General features: G+C 66.3%; 20 protein-coding genes. 17 read left to right on the forward strand and 3 right to left on the reverse strand.

The window, feature by feature from the left end; translation table 11 throughout:
• The first annotated feature begins 7 nt into the window (after nucleotides 1-7).
• The 10 genes from AQZ59_RS04205 to AQZ59_RS04240 are packed head-to-tail and all read left to right on the forward strand — an operon-like array spanning nucleotide 8 to nucleotide 6,559.
• Nucleotides 8-922: a dihydrodipicolinate synthase family protein gene (locus AQZ59_RS04205; RefSeq protein WP_062613419.1), complete on the forward strand. Its 915-nt coding sequence runs from the start codon at nucleotides 8-10 to the stop codon at nucleotides 920-922.
• Between the two features lie 9 nt (nucleotides 923-931).
• Nucleotides 932-1,858, forward strand: a complete 927-nt coding sequence (locus AQZ59_RS04210) for an ROK family protein (protein WP_062613420.1) — start codon at nucleotides 932-934, stop codon at nucleotides 1,856-1,858.
• Entirely contained in the window at nucleotides 1,859-2,530 is a 672-nt protein-coding gene (locus AQZ59_RS04215; protein ID WP_062613421.1) for an N-acetylmannosamine-6-phosphate 2-epimerase, read from the forward strand.
• 16 nt (nucleotides 2,531-2,546) lie between these two features.
• Entirely contained in the window at nucleotides 2,547-3,323 is a 777-nt protein-coding gene (nagB, locus tag AQZ59_RS04220) for a glucosamine-6-phosphate deaminase (protein ID WP_062613422.1), read from the forward strand.
• Nucleotides 3,320-4,486 carry an N-acetylglucosamine-6-phosphate deacetylase gene (locus AQZ59_RS04225; RefSeq protein WP_062613423.1) on the forward strand — a complete coding sequence of 389 codons (1,167 nt, stop codon included), beginning with the start codon at nucleotides 3,320-3,322 and terminating at the stop codon, nucleotides 4,484-4,486. Before nagB ends, AQZ59_RS04225 begins: the two co-directional genes overlap by 4 nt.
• 53 nt (nucleotides 4,487-4,539) lie before the next feature.
• Nucleotides 4,540-5,139, forward strand: a complete 600-nt coding sequence (locus AQZ59_RS04230; RefSeq protein WP_062613424.1) for a sigma-70 family RNA polymerase sigma factor — start codon at nucleotides 4,540-4,542, stop codon at nucleotides 5,137-5,139.
• Entirely contained in the window at nucleotides 5,139-5,432 is a 294-nt protein-coding gene (gene rsrA, locus AQZ59_RS04235; RefSeq protein ID WP_062613425.1) for a mycothiol system anti-sigma-R factor, read from the forward strand. Before AQZ59_RS04230 ends, rsrA begins: the two co-directional genes overlap by 1 nt.
• A gap of 58 nt (nucleotides 5,433-5,490) precedes the next feature.
• Nucleotides 5,491-5,565, forward strand: coding sequence for a 50S ribosomal protein bL37 (locus tag AQZ59_RS09900; protein ID WP_099981265.1), 75 nt, complete (start codon nucleotides 5,491-5,493; stop codon nucleotides 5,563-5,565).
• A 4-nt stretch (nucleotides 5,566-5,569) separates the two neighbouring features.
• Complete coding sequence (locus AQZ59_RS09375) at nucleotides 5,570-5,797, forward strand: hypothetical protein (RefSeq protein WP_101923637.1); 228 nt, start codon at nucleotides 5,570-5,572, stop codon at nucleotides 5,795-5,797.
• Nucleotides 5,798-5,845: 48 nt separating this feature from the next.
• On the forward strand, nucleotides 5,846-6,559 hold the full coding sequence (locus tag AQZ59_RS04240) for a C40 family peptidase (protein ID WP_062613426.1): 714 nt from the start codon (nucleotides 5,846-5,848) through the stop codon (nucleotides 6,557-6,559).
• A gap of 53 nt (nucleotides 6,560-6,612) precedes the next feature.
• Here the strand turns inward: AQZ59_RS04240 and AQZ59_RS04245 are convergent, their stop codons facing one another.
• Both AQZ59_RS04245 and AQZ59_RS04250 read right to left on the reverse strand, forming a co-directional pair.
• On the reverse strand, nucleotides 6,613-7,200 hold the full coding sequence (locus tag AQZ59_RS04245; RefSeq protein ID WP_082661162.1) for a GDSL-type esterase/lipase family protein: 588 nt from the start codon (nucleotides 7,198-7,200) through the stop codon (nucleotides 6,613-6,615).
• Nucleotides 7,201-7,284: 84 nt separating this feature from the next.
• Nucleotides 7,285-11,028, reverse strand: a complete 3,744-nt coding sequence (locus AQZ59_RS04250; RefSeq protein ID WP_236698657.1) for a multifunctional oxoglutarate decarboxylase/oxoglutarate dehydrogenase thiamine pyrophosphate-binding subunit/dihydrolipoyllysine-residue succinyltransferase subunit — start codon at nucleotides 11,026-11,028, stop codon at nucleotides 7,285-7,287.
• 230 nt (nucleotides 11,029-11,258) lie between these two features.
• Here AQZ59_RS04250 and AQZ59_RS04255 point away from each other — a divergent pair, with 230 nt between their 5' ends.
• The 4 genes from AQZ59_RS04255 to AQZ59_RS04270 all read left to right on the forward strand — a co-directional run bounded on the left by AQZ59_RS04255 (nucleotide 11,259) and on the right by AQZ59_RS04270 (nucleotide 15,480).
• Nucleotides 11,259-12,560, forward strand: a complete 1,302-nt coding sequence (locus tag AQZ59_RS04255) for a hemolysin family protein (protein ID WP_062613429.1) — start codon at nucleotides 11,259-11,261, stop codon at nucleotides 12,558-12,560.
• Nucleotides 12,561-12,568: 8 nt separating this feature from the next.
• Complete coding sequence (locus tag AQZ59_RS04260; RefSeq protein WP_236698658.1) at nucleotides 12,569-13,585, forward strand: hemolysin family protein; 1,017 nt, start codon at nucleotides 12,569-12,571, stop codon at nucleotides 13,583-13,585.
• A gap of 198 nt (nucleotides 13,586-13,783) precedes the next feature.
• Nucleotides 13,784-14,689: a M23 family metallopeptidase gene (locus AQZ59_RS04265; RefSeq protein ID WP_062613431.1), complete on the forward strand. Its 906-nt coding sequence runs from the start codon at nucleotides 13,784-13,786 to the stop codon at nucleotides 14,687-14,689.
• Between the two features lie 14 nt (nucleotides 14,690-14,703).
• Entirely contained in the window at nucleotides 14,704-15,480 is a 777-nt protein-coding gene (locus tag AQZ59_RS04270; RefSeq protein WP_082661142.1) for a glycerophosphodiester phosphodiesterase family protein, read from the forward strand.
• Here the strand turns inward: AQZ59_RS04270 and AQZ59_RS04275 are convergent.
• Nucleotides 15,477-16,070: a hypothetical protein gene (locus AQZ59_RS04275; RefSeq protein WP_062613433.1), complete on the reverse strand. Its 594-nt coding sequence runs from the start codon at nucleotides 16,068-16,070 to the stop codon at nucleotides 15,477-15,479. The genes AQZ59_RS04270 and AQZ59_RS04275 overlap by 4 nt on opposite strands.
• 589 nt (nucleotides 16,071-16,659) lie before the next feature.
• On the opposite strand from AQZ59_RS04275, the gene AQZ59_RS04280 reads away from it, so the two are divergent.
• From AQZ59_RS04280 to AQZ59_RS04290, 3 genes are read left to right on the forward strand one after another with little or no spacing between them, the layout of a single operon-like run.
• Complete coding sequence (locus tag AQZ59_RS04280) at nucleotides 16,660-17,691, forward strand: peptidoglycan-binding domain-containing protein (protein WP_062613434.1); 1,032 nt, start codon at nucleotides 16,660-16,662, stop codon at nucleotides 17,689-17,691.
• Nucleotides 17,691-18,347, forward strand: a complete 657-nt coding sequence (locus AQZ59_RS04285) for an ABC transporter ATP-binding protein (protein WP_062613435.1) — start codon at nucleotides 17,691-17,693, stop codon at nucleotides 18,345-18,347. Before AQZ59_RS04280 ends, AQZ59_RS04285 begins: the two co-directional genes overlap by 1 nt.
• Nucleotides 18,344-19,417, forward strand: coding sequence for a hypothetical protein (locus AQZ59_RS04290; protein ID WP_152994720.1), 1,074 nt, complete (start codon nucleotides 18,344-18,346; stop codon nucleotides 19,415-19,417). The genes AQZ59_RS04285 and AQZ59_RS04290 overlap by 4 nt, the downstream gene beginning before the upstream one ends.
• Nucleotides 19,418-19,439: the final 22 nt, after the last annotated feature.

A 19,439-nucleotide genomic window follows, 5' to 3' on the forward strand; every position in this document is an offset into this window, starting at 1 on the left:
AAGACCAATGAAAATCCGTGGAGTTGTCCCTCCCGTTGTCACCCCGCTCACCGCGGACGGCGCGCTCGACGTCGCCTCGTTTGAGCGTTCGATTAACCGCATGATCGACGCCGGAGTCGATGGCCTGTTCGTCCTCGGCTCCTCCGGCGAGGTCGTGTTCTCCACCGATGAGCGCCGCCGCGAGGTCATCGAGAACGCCGTGCGGATCGTGGCGGGCCGCGTGCCCGTGCTGGTCGGTGTCATCGACATGACCACCAAGCGCACGATTGAGCACGCTCGCGTGGCCAAGGAGCTCGGCGCCGACGCCATCGTCGCCACCGCCCCCTTCTACGCAATCCTGGGCCCGAAGGAGATCAAGCGTCACTTCCGCCTCGTCCACGAGGAGGTGGACCTGCCGCTGTTCGCCTACGACATTCCGGTGTGCGTGCACGTCAAGCTCGCCCCGGCGCTCATCCTCGAGCTCGCCCGAGAGGGCGTGCTGGCGGGCGTGAAGGATTCGTCCGGCGACGACGTCTCCTTCCGTTTCCTGGCCCAGGCCCGTGACGAGGAAAGCCTTGACCTGGCCCTGCTCACCGGGCACGAGGTCGTGGTGGACGGCGCCTACATGTCCCACGCGGACGGTTCGGTGCCGGGCCTGGCGAACGTTGACCCGGTCATCTTCGTCGAGCAGTGGCGCGCCTACCAGGCCGGCGATTGGGGCCGGGTGCGCGAGCTGCAGGATGAGGCGACCCGCCTCATGCGGATCGTCCAGGTCGCCTCTGGTGAGGTGGGCTTCGCGGCCGGCGTCGGCGCCTTCAAGACGGCGCTCATGCTGCTCGGCGTGTTCGAGACGAACACGATGCCCGAGCCCGTCCTCGCTCTTGAGGGTGAGAACGTGGAGGCCGTGGCCCGCGTGCTCCGGGAAACCGGGCATCTCAACTAGGAGGGGACCATGGCTGGTGCCGAGATCCTGACGATCGATATTGGTGGCACCAAGGTGGGTTGGGCTTTCGCCGACGCCGAGCACCTGTGCGTCGGCGAAAGCCAATCCATGAAGACTCTCGCTCGCGCTGGCGGTGCCGATGTGGCACGGCGCATCCGCGACATGGTGGTGGATGCGTGTGCTAACCGCTCTCTCCTCGGCATCGGAATCGCCAGCGCGGGTGTGGTCGACCCGGCCACGGGCGCGATCGTCTCAGCTACGAACACGATGCCCGGATGGGCCGGGACGCGCCTGGGGGAGATGCTGTCCCAGGCCACGGGCCTGCCCGTCCACGTCATCAACGACGTCCACGCCCACGGGCTGGGCGAGGCCGTCATGGGTGCGGGCAAGGGGGCGACGTCGGTGGTGTCGATGGCGCTCGGCACCGGGATCGGGGGCGCGCTCATCCGCGATGGCCAGATCGATTTTGGTGATCACTTCCTGTCCGGCCACTACGGGCACATCCACCACCACCTGGCCGAGGGCATGCCCTGCTCGTGCGGGCGCACCGGCCACATTGAGGCCATCGCTTCCGGGCATGGGATCACGAACTGGTACAACTCCCGCCGCGGCGCCGCCGACCCGGAGGTCGCCAACGGCAAGGAGCTCCAGGACCTCGCCGAATCCGGCAACGAGCTGGCGCGGGCCGTCTTCAACGAGTCGGCTTACGCCACGGGCGAATCGCTCGCCACGCTTGCCAACTGTATCGACCCCTCCGTCATTGTTCTTTCCGGTTCGATGACGCGCTCGGGGGAGGAATGGTGGCAAAATGTTTACGCGGGATTTGTTGCGCGCGCAATGGACCCGGTCGCCACCGTGCCGATCAAGCTCGGCGAACTCGGTTCCGCCGCGCCCCTGTACGGGGCGGCGATCAACTTCATGAGGAAAGAAGTCTAAATGCATCAGCTCATCGAATCGCTGCGCGGGCGCCTGATCGTCTCCGCGCAGGCATACCCGGGCGAGCCTATGCGCCACCCTGAGACCATGGCACAGATCGCGCTCGCAGCCGAGCGTGGTGGCGCCGCCGCGATCCGCTGCCAGGGCCTGGCAGACATCGCCGCTATCAAGGGGCAGGTGGACGTGCCCGTCATCGGCCTGTGGAAAGAGGGTCACGACGGCGTCTACATCACCCCCACCCTGCGCCACGCGCGCGCCTGCATCATGGCCGGTGCGGACATCGTGGCGATCGACGCCACCCGCCGCCCCCGCCCTGACGGGCGCACCTACGCCGAGACGGTGGCCGAGCTGAAGAAGGACGACGCCCTCGTCATGGCCGACTGCGGCTCGTTTGACGACGCGGTGATGGCGGCCGAGGCTGGCTCCGACATTCTGTCGACCACCCTGTCCGGCTACACGGGCGAGCGCCCGAAGAGTGTGGGCCCGGACCTCGAGCTGTTGCGCGAGATCGTGACCGCCTTCCCCGACCTGCCGGTCTTCTGCGAGGGCCGCGTTCACACGCCCGAGCACGCCAAGGCCGTCATGGACGCGGGCGCCTTCGCGGTCGTCGTCGGCACGGCCATTACCCACCCGACCACGATCACGTCGTGGTTTGCAGATGCCATCAGTTAAGAAAGCGAGAAGAAACATGCAGATCGGAATTTTCAGCGACGAGACGGAACTTGCCAAGGCTGCCGCCGCTTACCTGATGAACACGATGAAGGGCGCCGAGCCGAAGAACCTCGGCGTCGCTACGGGCTCCACCCCGCTCGGGCTGTACGCCCAGCTGCGCGAGGCCCACGCCACTGGCGACTTCACGCTCGCGGACGCGAAGGCCTTCGCGCTCGATGAGTATGTCGGCATCGACCCGGCCCACCCGGAGGCCTACCGCAACGTGCTGCGTACCGAGCTCGTGGGGGATGAAAAAACGGGCCTGACGGAGGACAACCTCCACACGCCGAACGGTCAGGCCGACGATCCGTACGCGGCGGCCGAGGCCTACGACGCCGACATTCGCGACAACGGCGGGGTACACCTGCAGATCCTGGGGATCGGCGCCAACGGCCACATCGGCTTCAACGAGCCGGGCGTCTCGCTCGTCTCGCGCACGCACGTGGACGCGCTGACCCACCAGACCCGCAAGGACAACGCCCGCTTCTTCGAGGGCAACCTTGACCTGGTGCCGGACAAGTGCGTTACTCAAGGCCTGGGCACCATCATGGAGGCCAAGCACCTGCTCCTCATCGCTCTCGGCGAGAACAAGGCCGACGCGATCGCCGGCATGGTGGAGGGCCCGATCTCGGCCTCCTGCCCGGCGTCGATCACGCAGATGCACCCGTCGGTCGTCGTCTTCTGTGACGAGGCGGCCGCCTCGAAGCTGACGAACACCGACATGTACCGCACGCGCTGGGAGGTCCTCAAGTGATCGAGCTTCGCGGCAAGCTCCTTAACGGCTACGGCAAGATCGTCGGCTCGGGCGTGCGCTTGGAGGACGGCGTCGTGGCCGAGGTCTTCCCCGTGGAGGAAGGCGTGGAGGGCTGGGTGACACCGGGCTTTATCGACGTCCACTGCCACGGCGGCGGCGGGGCCTCCTTCCCCGACGACCCGAGCGCCGAGGGCGTGGATAAGGCCGTCGAGGCCCACCGCTCCTTCGGCACGACGGCGCTCATCGCCTCCACCGTCTCGCTCATTGACACGCTGACCCCGATCAAGGGGCTGGCGCAAGCGTGCGAGGAGGGCAAGCTGGTGGGCATCCACCTGGAGGGCCCCTACATTTCGCCCGCCAAGTGTGGCGCCCAGAACCCGGCCGCGATCCGTATGCCGGATCTGGATGAGCTGCGTGGGTGGCTCGAGGCCGGCAAGGGCTGGATTAAGACGATGACGATCGCGCCTGAGGTGGACAACGCCATCGAGGCCGCCCAGCTGCTCCTCGACTACGGGGCCGTGCCCTCGTGGGGTCACACCTCGGCCGACGAAGAGCAGACCCGCGCGGTCATCGAGGCCACCTCGGCCTACGCCGCGAAGATCGGCTTTGCTAAGCCGCCGCAGATGGCCACTCACCTGTTCAACGCGATGCCCCCGCTCGGGCACCGCGCCCCGGGCCCGGTCCGCGAGCTCATGGCGGCGGCGCGCAGGGGAGAGGCGGTGGTCGAGCTCGTGGCCGACACGGTCCACGTCCACCCCGACCTGGTCGCCGACGTCGTTACCTTCATCCAGCGAGAGAACCCGCTCGGCGTGGTCTTCGTGACCGACGCGATGGAAGGTGCGGGCATGCCGGACGGCAAGTACGTGCTCGGCGGGCAGGATGTGGATATTGTCGACGGCGTCGCGCGGCTTTCGCGCAACGGCGCCATTGCGGGCGGCACTGCTCGCGTGGCCGAGGAGGTCCAGCGGATGGTCCGCGGCGGGTACCTCGACATGGAGGCCGCCGTGCGGTGCGGGGTGGGAGCCCCGGCCCACGCCGTCGGGCTGACCCAAGCCGACCCGGGCGTGACCCTCGAGTGGAAGGTGGGGGAGCCGGCGAATGCCGTCGTCTTCACCGAAGACCTGGAGGTCACCACGATCGTCCGGGAGGGCGTAGCAAGGTAGCTCACAGGGCGCCGCGGGAATAGACCGCGGCGCCTTGTGCGTTTGCCCCGGTGATGGATGGAGGAGATGCCGTGACGGTCGAGGAGACGCCCGAGGAGCGCACCGCCCGCTTTGAGCGCGACGCGATGCCCTACCTCAACCAGCTCTACGGCGCAGCCCTGCGGCTCACCCGCAACCAGCAGGACGCCGAGGACCTCGTCCAGGAGACCTTCGCCAAGGCCTTCGCCTCCTTCCACCAGTTCACGCCAGGCACCAACCTCAAGGCGTGGCTGTACCGGATCCTCAACAACGCCTTCATCTCCTCCTATCGCAAGCGCCAACGCCGGCCCCAGGAGGCCGCGGCTGAGGTGGAGGACTGGCAGGAATACAAGGCCTCGTTCCACCACTCGCGCGGGCTGGAGTCCGCCGAGATGCTCGCGCTTGAACTGTTGCCGAACGAGGATATCCGGCAGGCACTCGACCAGCTTTCGGACGAGCGCCGTACGGCGGTCTACCTGGCCGACGTGGAGGGTTTTAGCTACCAGGAGATCGCGGACATCATGGGCACCCCGATCGGGACCGTCATGTCACGCCTGTACCGGGGCCGCACCCAGTTGCGTGAGGCCCTGCGCGACTACGCGGGCGATCTGGGATATGTCAAGGAGAACGTGTGATGAAGGAGTTTGACGAGCTCATGTCCAAACTCGAGGCCTGCACCTGCCACGGGGAGTGCACGTGCGCCCAGTGCGGCTGTGAGGAGGTGCTCGACCACCTTTTCGAGCTGGTGGATGACGAGATTTCCGACGATGACGCCCGCCGCCTTCTCCGCCACGGCGCCACGTGTAGGGCGTGCGCGGCGAGGATCGAGGAGGAGATCGTGGTGCGCAAGGTGATCCGCCGCGGGTGCTGCTCCCAGGAGGCGCCCGAGTCTTTGCGTACGAAGATCACACACATCGTTGGCGAGTAGGTTGGTAGGATACCGGGTGAAAAGATACACTTGAGCCCTATCTACCGGAGGAGTAAACATGTCGAAGCGTGGACGGAAGCGCAAGGATCGCAAGAAGAAGAGTGCGAACCACGGCAAGCGCCCCAACGCCTAGGTAAATGGTCGGAGTTGTCTCCGGCCATTTCTTTTTGCCCGGGTTTCTCCGCTGGGTTTCCTGCCGGCTTGCCGCCGGTTTGAATTTACTGGACGATTCCAGGGTGATCTTCGTATATGAGCAGATCGGCCCGGAATCGTCCAAAACTCTTCAATCGGCCAGCATATATTCGCCCGCGGGCGGGCCTGTGAAGTCGTCCACAGGTGTGGACGATGGTGTGATCCTGCTGTGATCCTTTGTTATGGTTTCGTTATCAAATGATTGTCTGACAAGGAGCCTCATGTCTCGTGCCGATCGTCGCGTGATCAAGCAGCGCAACCACTCCGCTACTCGCATCACCACCGCGTCCACATTCGCGGCATCGACCATGGTGGGTATGGTTGCCCCTATCGCTTTCGCTGATACCGAGGCCGAGCCGGCGGCCCGGCCTGAGACCGTTGCCCCTGCGGTCGTTGCCCCTGAAGCTGCCTCCGCGTCGCTGGCCACGACCGCCGAGGGTGAGTGGCAGTTCGAGGCCGTGACTGTTGAGGCCGAGAGCCCGGCCGTTGCCGCGCCGGCCGTCGAGACCGCGCAGACCGCCCAGGCCGCGCAGACCGCCCGCGCGGACTCCTCCGAGGCGGCGACCGAAGCCACCTACGCAGAGCCTGCCGCGGCCCCCGCCCCGGCAGCCTCCGGCATTGTGGGAATCGCGCGTTCCTACGCCGGCTCCGCGTACGTCTACGGCGGCACGTCGCCCGCCGGCTTTGACTGTTCGGGCTTCACCTCCTACGTGTACGCGCTAGCCGGCATCTCCTTGCCGCGCTCGTCTGGCTCTCAGCTGTACGCCGGCCAGCAGGTCTCCGCCGCGGAGGCCCAGCCTGGTGACCTCGTGTGGTGGCCCGGCCATGTGGGCATCTACACCGGCAATGGCCAGCACATCGCGGCCCGCAACCCTGCCACGGGCGTCATGGAGGGGCCGATCTACGGTAACCCGATCTACATCCGCGTCGGCTAAGACGCACTGAACTGAAGAGGGGGAGCGCGATCCGCGCTCCCCCTTTCAACGTGCTAGTCGGCCGTGGGCGGCTCGATGCCTAGCCAGCGGTGCCAGCCCTTGTGGAGCACCAGCCAGGTCATGAGGCCGTAGCCGGCCTGGCGGGGGCAGTAGGAGTCGGCGGAGGTGGCCATGTCAGTCAGCCACTGTTCGTGATCGCGCAATGGATTGTAGGTGTCGACGAATGGGATCTGGCGCCTCTCGCACACCTCGGAAAAGGCCCGGGTGAGCTCGGCCTGGTCGCGGGCAGCGATGTTGAGCCGCGGCGGCGGGCCCACCACGAAGGGGCTCATGCCCCGGCGCACGGCCGTGTCGAGCATGTTGGCCAGGTACAGGCGAGAGCGCGAAGTTGAGGTGACCGACAGGTCGTGTGAACCGAGGCCAACCACCAGGCGGTTGTCGGCGTCGCGATCGAGGCGGGGGAGCACCTCAGCCTCCCAGCGTGACACCAGCCGGTCGGTGGTTTCGCCGGGATAGGCGAGCGAGATCGGCATGAGGGGTGGGTCGCTTGGGGAGCGCGCGATGGTGCGCCCCACCCAGCCCAGGGCGCGGGCGTCGCCGTAGCCCGCCACCAGTTCGTCGCCTACGAAGAATACTCGGATGCTCACACGCCCATTATAGAGTACGTGGCCCCCACCCGAAGGCAGGGGCCACGTGGTCGGCAATATCTCGGTGTTATCGCGCCATTACCGCGCGAAGGCCTGGCGCATGAGCTCCTCGGCCTCGATACGATGGCGGCCGATCATGCCCGCGGCTGTCGAGGCGGCGGCCGGGCGCGAGATGCGCGTGATACCGCGGTCGAGCGCCACGAACATGTCGAGGGCGAAGTGCGCCCAGGCGCCCTGGTTGGCGGGCTCGTCCTGCACCCAGAACACCTCGGCGTTCGGGTACTTGTCGAGCTCAGCGCGAAGCTCCTCCACCGGGTTGGGGTAGAGCTGCTCGACGCGGATGATCGCGGTGCGGTCATCGCCCTTCTTGGCACGCTCCTCGATGAGGTCGTAGTAGATCCTGCCGGTGCACAGCAGCACCCGATCCACGGTGCCGAGCTCCTGGGTCTCGCCGATCACCTTTTGCACCGTGCCCGAGGTGAACTCCTCCACCATCGAGTCCGCGCCCTTGCGGCGCAGGAGCTGCTTGGGGGAGAAGACGATCATGGGCTTGCGCGGGCGGCGGTAGGCCTGTTCGCGCAGCATGTGGAAGTAGTTTGCCGGGGTGGAGGGCTGAACCACGATCATGTTGTCCTCCGCGCACAGCTGCAGGTAGCGCTCGATGCGGGCCGAGGAGTGGTCCGGGCCCTGGCCCTCGTAGCCGTGGGGGAGCAGCAGCACGATCGACGCCGTCTGGTGCCACTTTTGTTCGGCGGAGGAGATGAACTCGTCCACCACGGTCTGGGCGCCGTTGGCGAAGTCGCCGAACTGGGCCTCCCACAGCACGAGCGCGTCTGGGCGTTGCACCGAGTAGCCGTACTCGAAGGCCATGATCGAGTACTCGGAGAGGGCCGAGTCGTAGATCTTGAACCGCGCCTGGTCTTCGGTCAGGCCCATGAGCGGCGTCCACTCCTCGCCCGTCACCAGGTCGTGGGCCACGGCGTGGCGCTGGGTGAACGTGCCGCGGCGCGAATCCTGGCCGGACATGCGCACGGGCACGCCCTCGATGAGGAGGGAGCCGAAGGCGAGCAGTTCGCCAAAGCCCCAGTCGATGTGGCCTTCGTGGGCCATCTTGTTGCGCTTGTCGAACAGCGCCATGATCTTCTTGTGCAGGGTGAAGCCCTCCGGCGGGGTGGTGTGGGCCCGGCCGATGCGCTGGAGGATTTCGGGGGAGACGGCGGTGGTCCAGCCGACCATCGTGCCGGCGTCCTCCTGCTGGGAGGCGGGCATGCCGAGCGCGTCGGCGGCGTCGGCCTCGTCGTTTTCGGCCTTCTTCTCCGCCTCGCGCGCGTCCTGGAACGCCTTCTCGAGTAGGGCGTGGAAGTCGTCCTCCACCTTGGCGGCCTGCTCGTCAGAGATGTCGCCGCGGCCGAGCAGGGCCTCCTGGTATAGCTGGCGCGTGGTGCGCTTTTCGTCCACTAGGGAGTACATGATCGGCTGGGTCATCGACGGGTCGTCGCCTTCGTTGTGGCCGCGCTTGCGGTAGCAGATGATGTCGAGGATGACGTCCTTCTTGAACTGCATGCGGTAGTCGTAGGCCATGCGGGCCATCCGGCACACGGCCTCCGGGTCGTCTCCATTGACGTGGAAGATTGGCAGCTGCAGGCCCTTGGTGATGTCGGTGGTGTAGCGCGAGGAGCGCGAGTTCGACGGGGCGGTGGTGAAGCCGATCTGGTTGTTGACGATGATGTGGATGGTGCCGCCGGTGCGGTAGGCGGGCAGCTGGGAGAGGTTGAGCACCTCGGTGACCACGCCCTGGCCGGAGAAGGCCGCATCGCCGTGAATGAGGAGGGGGACCACGGCGCCGCCGTCGTCGTCGAGCTGGTCCTGCATGCCGCGCACCACGCCCTCGAGCACGCCGTCGGCTGCCTCGAGGTGGGACGGGTTCGCGGCGAGGTATACGCCCACCTGGTCGCCGCGGGCGGAGGTGTAGGTGCCCTCGGTGCCGAGGTGGTACTTGACGTCGCCCGAGCCCGGCTTGCGCGGGTCCATCACCCCGTCGAACTCGGAGAAGACCTGGCCGAAGGACTTGCCGGCGATGTTGGTCAGCACGTTGAGACGGCCGCGGTGGGCCATGCCGATGGCGACCTCGTGCAGCCCGTCGTCGGCGGCGCCGTCCAGGATCGAATCGAGGGCCGGGATGAGGGACTCGCCGCCTTCGAGCGAGAAGCGCTTCTGTCCCACGTACTTGGTTTGGAGGAAGACCTCGAAGGCCTCGGCCTGGTTGAGCTTTTCGAGGATCCGCACGCGTTGTTCGGGCGTGGTGGCCTCAGGCGTGCGCTCGAGGCGTTCCTGGAACCACTTGCGCTGGACCGGGTCCTGGATGTGCATGTACTCGATGCCCACGGTGCGGCAGTAGGCCTCGCGCAGGTTGGTGAGGATCTGGCGTAGCGTGAGGTGGCTGGTGCCGGCGAAGCCGCCGGTGGGGAAGGAGCGGTCGAGGTCCCACAGGCTGAGCCCGTAGGAGCCGATCTCCAGGTCCGGGTGGCGGCGCAGGTGGAAGGATAGCGGGTCGGTGTCCGCGATGAGATGGCCGCGCGAGCGGTAGGCGTGGATCAGTTCGGCGATGCGGGCGGGCTTGCCGAGTTCGCGTTCGGCGTCGTACTCGATGTCCTTTTCCCACACGACGGGCGTGTAGGGCACGCGCAACGAGAGGTAGACGCGCTCGTAGAAGCTATCCTCGCCGAGCAACTTGTTTTCCATGAGGCGCAGGAAGCGCCCGGAGGTGGCGCCCTGGATGACGCGGTGGTCGTAGGTGGAGCCGATGTGGACCACCTTCGACACGCCCAGGCGGGCGATCGTCTCATCGGCGGTGCCCTGGAATTCGGGCGGGTAGGTCATGGAGCCGACGCCCACGATGAGCCCCTGGCCGACCATGAGGCGCGGCACGGATTCGGTGGTGCCGAGCCCGCCGGGGTTGGTGAGTGTGGCGGTGGTGCCTTGGTAATCCTCGATCGTGAGCTTGCCCGCGCGCCCGCGGTCTACCAGCTCCTCGTAGGCGGCCACGAACTCGGAGAACGTCTTCGTCTCGGCGGCCTTGATTGAGGGAACGACGAGCGTGCGTGTGCCGTCGGGCTTGGCGACGTCGATCGCGATGCCCAGGTTGACGTGCTTGGGTTCGACCAGGGACGGCTTGCCATCCTCGATCGAGTAGGCCACGTTCATCTCTGGCATTTCGGCCAGCGATTCGACCATGGCGTAGGCGATGAGGTGGGTGAAGGAAATCTTGCCGCCGCGGGTGGCCGCGAGGTAACGGTTGATGACGGCGCGGTTGTCGAACATGACGCGCGCGGGCATGGCGCGCAGCGAGGTGGCGGTGGGGATGGACAGTGAGGCGTCCATGTTCTTCGCCAGCCCGCGGTCCCCGCCCTTGAGGGCCGTGACGTCCTTGGCCTTGGGGTCCATGTCCGCTTCGGCGCTGGCCGGGCGGAGGGAGTAGGACGTGGCGTAGGGGGTGATGGCGGGGGCGGCCGCAGCGCGCGGTTGCGGGGGCAGGTCGGAGCGGGTGACGTTCGTGGTGGGGGTGGAAGCGCGATCGGCTTGGGAGTGGACGGCGCGCTGGGCGGGCGTCACTTCCTTTTTCGGCTCCGGGGCGTTCACGACGCCGGCCTCGCTCGCCGCGCCCGCAGGCTTGCGGCCCTGTGCTTCCCAGCTACGGAACATCTCGGCCCACTGGGGGCCGACCCCGTCCTTGTTTTGAAGGTATGCCGCGTAAAGATCTTCGATAAAACCCTGGTTCGCGCCAAAATCATCGGAGTTGGTTGACGACACTGTCTGCCTCACTTGTTCGTTGGATGACCGATGTATCCAAGCCTAGTGATCTTTCTTTCGCACGGGGGAGCAAAGTCCCAAAACTGGCCTCAAATCGGGGTGTTTTCGCCGGTCAAAATCTCTTAGCGTCAAGAAAACTCCCGTGATGATTCAAGAATTCCCCTGTGGGCGAGGGCGGGGCCGCAGCGCGCCCAGGCGGTGGGTTACGATGGTGGGTATGGAAGGACGACAAGAGGTGGCCCGTGGCCACTGATCTCATATTGCTTTGTCTTGCCCTTGTACTTATTGCGGGCAACGCCCTGTTCGTTGCCGCCGAATTCTCGCTCGTCGCCCTGGATCCAGCCACGATCGATGACCGCGCCCAGTCGGGGGACGCGAAGGCCGGGCGCGTGCAAAAGGCCCTGCATCACCTCTCCCTCCAGCTGTCCTCGTGCCAGGTGGGCATTACGATGACGACGATCCTGCTCGGCTACGTGGCCACGGCCCCGCTGCAACACTTCTTCTCTGGCCTGTTGGGCAGCCTGGCGCCCGCAGCGGCGGTCGGCACCGCCGCGACGCTGGCCTTCATCATCATTAACGTCGCCTCCATGCTGTTCGGTGAGCTCATCCCCAAGAACATGGCGCTCGCCGAGCCGCTCTCCACCGCCGCCTTCGTCTCCCTCCCGTTGCGCATCTTCACGGCGGTGTTCAAGCCGGTGGTCGTGCTGCTGAACGAGACCGCGAACTGGATCTTGCGCAAGTTCGGCATCGAGCCGGCCGAGGAGCTCTCGGGTGCGCGCTCGGCCTCCGAGCTCGCCGCGCTCGTGCGGCACTCGGCGGAGGAGGGCACGCTCGACCTGCCCACCGCCCGTCTGCTCACCCGCTCGATCGACATCGGCGCGCTGACCGCCGTGGACGTCATGACCGACCGCGGGCGGGTCGCCGCCCTCCACGTGGACGACACGGCGGCCGACGTCATCGCGCGCGCTGCCGAGACCGGACACTCCCGCTTCCCCGTCATCGGCGAGGACCTCGACGACATTCGCGGCTTCGTCCACCTGCGCCGCGCGGTGGCGATCCCCTACGAGGCGCGCGGGCAGGTGCGCGTGACGTCGTCGTCGTTGCTGGTCGAACCCACGCGCGTGCCCGAGACCATCGCGCTCGCCCCGCTCCTCGTGCAGCTGCGCGCCGAGGGGCTGCAGATGGCTGTCGTCGTCGATGAATACGGCGGTACCTCGGGCATCGTCACCCTCGAGGACGCGGTGGAGGAGATCGTGGGCGACGTGGCCGACGAACACGACCGGCGCCGCGTGCGCACGCATATCGTCTCTGGAGGTAGCTGGATGATCCCCGGCCTCATGCGCCCGGACGAGGTGGCCCGCGAGCTCGGGCTCGACGTGCCGGACGAGGGCCCGTGGGAAACCGTGGGCGGCTGGATGATGGCCCGGCTCGGGCGGATGCCCGAGGTAGGGGACGAGGTGGAGGAAGACGGCGTGCGCGCGGTGGTTGCCACCATGGATGGCCGACGCATCGAACAGGTGCGGATTTGCGGGGTGGACGAATGAGCATCGGAATGGCACTCCTTGTCACGGGCCTGCTCCTGCTGACCAACGCGTTCTTTGTGGGCGGCGAGTTCGCGGTCATGGGCGCCCGGCGCTCGCGGGTGGAACCGCTGGCGGACGCGGGGAAGAAGTCGGCCAAGACCGTCATCTACGCCCTGGAGAACGTCACCCTTATGCTTGCCACCTGCCAGCTCGGGATCACGCTCGCCTCGGTGGCGCTCGGCGCGATCTCGGAGCCGGCGATCGCGCACTGGATCGAGGGCCCGCTCGAGGCGGCGGGCGTGCCCGCGTCGTTCCTCCACCCGATCGCGCTGGTGCTGGCGCTCGCGCTGGTGGTCTATCTGCACGTGGTGCTGGGGGAGATGGTGCCGAAGAACCTGTCGGTCACCACCCCCGAGCGGGCGGCTTATATCCTGGTGCCCCCGCTTGTGTTCGTCTCGAAGATCTTCCACCCGGTGGTCTTCTCCCTCAACTGGTTCGCCAACCACATCATCCGCGTCTTCGGGCTCGAGCCCAAGGACGAGGTGGGCGCAGCGTTCACGGTGGACGAGGTGGCATCGATCGTGCAGGCCTCGAAGAATGCAGGCGTGCTCGACGCGGACGTCGGCCTCATCTCCTCCGCCCTCGAGTTCTCCGAGTACACGGCTGGCGACCTCATGGTGGCAACCGAGCAGCTAGTCATGGTCATGCCGCAGACCACCCCGGCCGAGCTGGAGGCAGAGATCGCCCAGCACGGGTTTTCGCGCTACCCGGTTGAGGAGGGCGGCGAGATTGTCGGTTACGTCCACCTCAAGGACATCATCGACGTGGCGCCCGGGCGGCGGAACGCGCCGCTGGCGCCGTGGAAGATCCGCACCATGTCGAAGGTGGATTCGAAGGACGAGATCGAGACGGCTCTGCGCTCCATGCAGAAGGACGGCACTCACCTGGCGGGCGTGGTGGTGGACGGCGAGGTGCGGGGCGTGCTCTTCCTCGAGGATGTGATTGAGGAGCTGATCGGCGAGGTTCGCGACGCCATGCAGAAGTAGCGCCGCCGCGACCATTTCGTGACCATGACAAGTGAGACTTCACCGGCAGTGGCTCACATCATAGGGAGTTCAGTCCCGAGGTTGTGAATACTGCTCGCGGTAGCGTTATCAAACCGTTATCATTGGGAGATGTCCGGGGTTTTCCCGATATTGTGCGCACAAGAAAGAGGAGGGGCCGGATTGGCTGAGCGTGAAACTGTGCGACCATCGCGCCGTGATCTCCGGCTCGCCCGCGAAGCTCAACTTCGCGACGCCCAGGTCACTGAAGTGATCGAGCTCCCGCCCGTTGCTCCGCGGGCCACCAAGGAGCTCTCATTCTTCCGCCGGCTCTTCAAAGAGGCGAAGAATCCCGCCACGGCAGGCGTGCTCAGCGCCGTCGTCGCCGGCTCCGCAGTCACCGGCATCCTATTCGGCAGCCTGTATTCCGCCTCGGCCGTCCAGGGCGCGCAGAACCTGGCCACCTCCACGGTGGCCACCCCGCAGCCCACGGTCCCGGACACCCTGAAGAAGACGAGCGGCGCGGCGGACTCGGCCCGCTATCGTGGTTTCGAACGCACGTATTCGGGGGCTGCCATCCAGTGCGAGTTGCGCGGGGGAGCGAACTCGCTCGCCTCGGCCTTCAAGTCCGAATCCGACCTGGTGGTCATGCCGATGGCGGCGGGCACCTACCGCCTCACCTCGCCCTTCGGGTTGCGCATTGACCCGATCTCCTACACCTCATCCTTCCACCTGGGCCAGGATATGGCAGCCCCGGCCGGCACACCGATCTACGCGATGGCCGACGGCGAGGTCGTCTACGCGGGAGAGGGTATTGCAGGACGCTCGTCGAACCTCATCGTCATCGCCCACGTGATCGATGGAAAGGAATACACCACCTGGTACGTCCACATGTACGACGACGGGGTGCACGTGAAGAAGGGTGACAAGGTCAGGGCCGGCCAGCACATCGCCGACGTCGGCTCGAAGGGCTGGTCCACCGGCCCGCACCTGCACTTCGAGGTCCACACGGGCCACGAGATCGAGACTACGGGGCAGGATAACCTGCTGGACCCGATCAAGGCTCTGGAGGACTTCGGCGCGGTCGATCTGTCCGATATGTGCTAGCGAGCGCAGGCTTCATGGTTCATCAGCGCATGTGGGAGATCGGCGAGCCCGTCATCCTCGCTCACCGCGGTGGTGGGGACGAGCACCCGGAGAACACCATCGTCGCTTTTGAGGCGATGCGCGATCAGGGCTTCCGCTACGTCGAAACCGACTGTCATGTGACGGCCGACGGCACGGCGGTCATCATTCACGATCCGATCCTCGACCGTCTCACGGACGCCTCTGGCGCGGTCTCCTCCTGGGCGTGGAAGGACTTGCGGCACGTGCGCGACCACTCGGGTAACCCGCTCGTGCGCCTCGATGACCTGCTCGAAGAGTTCCCGGACCTCATTTTTAACCTGGACGCGAAGAACAACGCGACCGCCCCGGCGATGGTGGCGGCGATTCGCCGCCAGAATGCCGCCCACCGCGTGAGCCTGGCCTCCTTCTCCGAGGTCCGCCTGGCGTGGATGCGCAGGCGCCTTCCGGGAGTGCGCTCCTCGATGGGGACGTCCGCGATCGCGCGGCTAGTGGTGGCGGCCAAGGGCCCGCGCGCGCTGGCCTACCGCCTGCCGGGTCCGGAGCGCGGCGTGGAATGCGTGCAGGTCCCCGAGCTGTTCAAGACCATCCAGGTGGTAGATGAGAAGTTCATCGCGCTGGCCCACGCACGCGGCCTGGCCGTGCATGTGTGGACCGTCAACGACGCCGACGACATGCGCAGGGCTCTCGAGCTCGGCGTGGACGGGCTCATCACCGATCGGCCGACGTTGGCGCGGTCGGTGATCGACCAGATGCGGGGCGGGGCGAACTAGCCGAAGAGCTTGTTGCTCGGCGGGGATTGCCGGCACGCCTCAGCTAGCTCGGCGCCCTCGGGGGTCGTCTCGTCCGTCAGCTTGTGATAATCGGGATTGTCGAACCATTCTGCCACGGGGCTCCACCTATCAGCGCCGGACAGGGCGCTCTCGATAAAAGTCCGTTCTTCAGGGATATTGTCCTTGTCGATCGCGATGCCGAAGGACTCGACGCACGGAATGTAGTACCCGACCATGTACTCGTAGTAGACCCTCCACTGGTCGGCTGTCCACTCTTGCGTGTATTTCGCGTCGATGGGGTACTGGGCGGCACAGTCGGCGCGAACTTTGGCGAAGGACTTCTCCTGTTCATCGGCCACGTCGAGCGTGGTGATGATTCCACCCGAAGACGTGCTGGAAAAGCCGTTGTCCGTCAGGCACTGTGCGATGAGGGGGCCGGAATCCTCGTAGCTCACCCGTCGCACGACCGGCGGGAGCTCGACCTCGGAGGTGGGTGCGGGAAGGTCGTAAGCCTGGAGGATCTGCGTTACCTGCTCGAGCCGCGATACTTCCTGCTGTTCTTCGGTGATGGGGGCGCTCGTCGGGATCACTGAGGGAGACCACGCGGTGACGTCCCGTGGGTTGTCGGGAGTGCCAGTGGGCGCCGTGGTTTCCTCTTGTGAGGAGCAGCCGGCGAGTATGAGAGCGGCACACAGGGCAACACCAACGACGCGTAAACTCTTGCAGCTGCGAGAAGATATGAACATGAGAGACAACTAATGCGGGTTGCAGTAGCCGGCTGCTTTACGAAGACTCGGACTCTGGGCGTACCAAAATGCAGTCTTTAGGTTGGTGTCGATCTGCAAACGGTCGTGACCTGTTCCGTCCTTAACTGAGGTGCCGACCTTCACATACATGTAGTTACTAGGAAACCGTTGCTCGGAATAGGCGGAGATGCCCCCCGGCAACTCCCGCCGGGCAGGTTGCTGTTCCGCTTCGAGAGGCAGCTGTTGCCGGAGCAGCGATGCTCAGTGCGAGTGCAAGCGAGGTGGAAAGAGCAATGAGAGTCTTTCTAATGTACATGATCCGATCTCCTATCTGAGGTGTACTGGGATGTATGTGATTAAAGTAACAGCGTTTCAATGTGGAGGAGCGCTTTTGACCAAAAGGCGTTGCTGATCGAAAAAGAAGGGTGGCACGATGCGCCGGATCATCGCATTTTTCCTCACGGTGCTGGTTGCTGCCGGCCTCGGGCTGGGTGCGGGCTACGTCGTTCTCCGCGGTGAGGAGGCGGTGCCGGTCAAGGCCGCGCCCGCAACCGTCACGGTGGAGACGGGAAGCGTGGGCCGTAGCCTGAGCTTTGGCGCGAGCGTTGACGTGGATAGCACGACACTAGCAACGAACGTGCTCCCCGGAGTCGTGACGTTCGTGGCCGAGGATCAGGTGTTCTCCGCCGGGCAGACGTTGTATGAAGTGGGCGGGCTGCCCGTCGGCGTCGTCGACGGCGACGTCCCGTTTTATCGCGACCTCTCCCGTGGCATGACGGGCGCGGACGTCAAGCAGCTCAACGCTTACCTCAACGCGCTCGGCTACCCGGGGGCCGTGGATTCAGACTTCGGGCCGATCGCTGAGAAGAACGTGCGCCAGTGGCAAAAGGACACGGGCCAGCCTGTTACGGGAACGGTTCAGCTCGGGCAGCTGGTGGCCAGCCCGAGCCTGCCCGCCGAGCTCACATTCGACCGGAAGGTCCTCAAAAAGGGCGCGCTACTTGCCGGGGGAGAAGTGGTGGTGTCCGCACCGGCCGGCACTGCGCGCGTCTTCCTTGTGCTCAACGAATCACAGCAGGCCCTCTTGCCCGCCGAGGCCCAGGTGCGCCTCACGAACGGCGAGCACGAGTGGAGCGGTGTGGTGGGCGAGACCCGCAAGAACGAGGAGTCCTTCACCTACGAGGTCGAGATCCAAGGCGTCGGCGGTGGCACCGTGTGCGACGACGACTGCGAGGGGCTCACCCCCGGCAGCGAGCTTCAGGCGATCATCGAGATTGTGCCGCAGGTCTCCGGCCCGCTCGTGCCGCGCTCGGCCATCATGACCGACGCACTCGGCGCCACCTATGTCGTCGACGCCGCCGGCGAGCGGCACGACGTCGTGGTGCTGGGCGCTTCCCAGGGCGTCGCGGTCGTCGACGGGATCGATGTGGGAAGCGAGATCCGCGTCTTCGGCGAGGGCGACTGATGGACACGCTGCGCGCCAACAACGTGAGCTTCGCCTATGGCAAGGGCCCAAGCGTGCTCGAGGGGCTCTCCTACGACTTCCACCCCGGGGCACTCACGGCCCTCACCGGCCCGTCCGGCTGCGGGAAGTCGACCTTCCTCTATATCCTCGGGCTCATGCTTCAGCCGCGCTCGGGGGCGGTCTGTGTTGGGGAGCGGGACGTTAGCGGGCTAAGCGACTTTCAGCGCAGCACCTTTCGGGCCCGCAACGTTGGATTCGTCTTTCAGGACTCCGAGCTGGACGACTTCTCACCGATCCTCGATTCCGTGGTGGAGCCGGGACTCTACGTGGGCAACACGTACCGACAGCTCGTTGAGCGCGGTACGGAGCTACTGGCCAAGGTGGGGCTGAGCGGCTTCGAGGGCAAGCGCCCCACCAAGATCTCGGGCGGCCAGGGCCAGCGCGCCGCGATGGCTCGCGCGCTCATTAATAGCCCGGCGATCATCCTCGCCGACGAGCCGACCGGAAACCTTGACCGCGGCAACGCGCAGACTATCCTCTCCCTCCTCCAGGAGGAGGCACGTGCCGGCCGCACCGGCGTCGTCGCCACGCACGACCCGTTTGTCATCGAGGCGTGCGATTACGTGCTCGATGTCAGCGCGGGGGTGGAGGTATGAGGTTGGTGCAGTTGCTACGCGAGGCGCGGCGGGACGCGCGCCGGCAGGTGGTCCCCACCCTCCTCCTCTTTATCGTCTCGCTCGGTGCGACGCTCGGCGCGCTGCTCACTGCCGGACAGCAGGTGGCTCAGCGCGAGGCCTTGGCAGGCGAGCTCAACGATCCCTCGGCGCGCGTGCTCACGGTTCGCGAGGCCACGGGCAAGCTCCTCAATGCCCAGGTGGTCCAGCTCTTGCGAACCACCCGTGGCGTGGAGTCGGTGATCGGCGTGGGGGAGGTACTGGAGGTGGATGCGGCCGTCCCGGGCGCCAAGACCACCGCGTGGCAGGTGACCGACCTGAGCGTGCCGTTCGTCCTCTCCCACGGGCGCCCGCCCGCCGACGGTGAGGCCGCGATCGACGAGGAGGTCCTCCGCAAGCTGGGCTGGGAGGTGCCCTCCGGCGTCGTGCTCACCAGCGCCGGGAGGGAGTTTCCCGTGGTGGCGGGCGCGACCGTCCGCCCAGGATACGAGGTGTTCGCCGAGTCAATGGTCGTCCAGAACTCCGAGCTACAGACCATGCGTAGCATCGTCGTCATGGCCGATGCCATCGACGCCGTGCCCTCCATCCAGGCCGCGATCCGCACGTACGCGGCCGAGGAGTCTCCGGGCCAGCTGACCTTCGAAAGCTCGGGGCTAGCCATTGTTGACCGCGTGACGTCCGGGGACTTTGCCAGCTACACGAAGTCGGTCCTGCTGACCGTCATCGGGCTCGGTAGCGTCCTCACCACGGTGGTCTCCCTTGCCTACGTGCTCCTCTACCGCCGGCTGCTGGGGCGGCGGCGAGCGCTGGGGATCACGCGAATAGACCTCACAGCACTAACGCTGGTGAGGGTGACGCTACCGATCGCGCTAGGAGCGGCGCTCGCGGGCCTGGCAGCCGACGTCGTGGCGCGCGTGTGGCTGAGCCCGATTCCGCCGCAGTTCACGGTGGCGGTGGCGCTCGTGATGGTGCTGACCTCGTCGCTGACGGCGCTCATCCCGATCGCGTGGGCGGTCAACAGAGATCCGGTGGCGATCTTGCGCACGGCGTAGGACGCGGCGCGGGCGAGGGAAA

It is taken from the genome of Trueperella bernardiae, assembly GCF_001469025.1.
GTDB lineage: Bacteria > Actinomycetota > Actinomycetes > Actinomycetales > Actinomycetaceae > Trueperella > Trueperella bernardiae.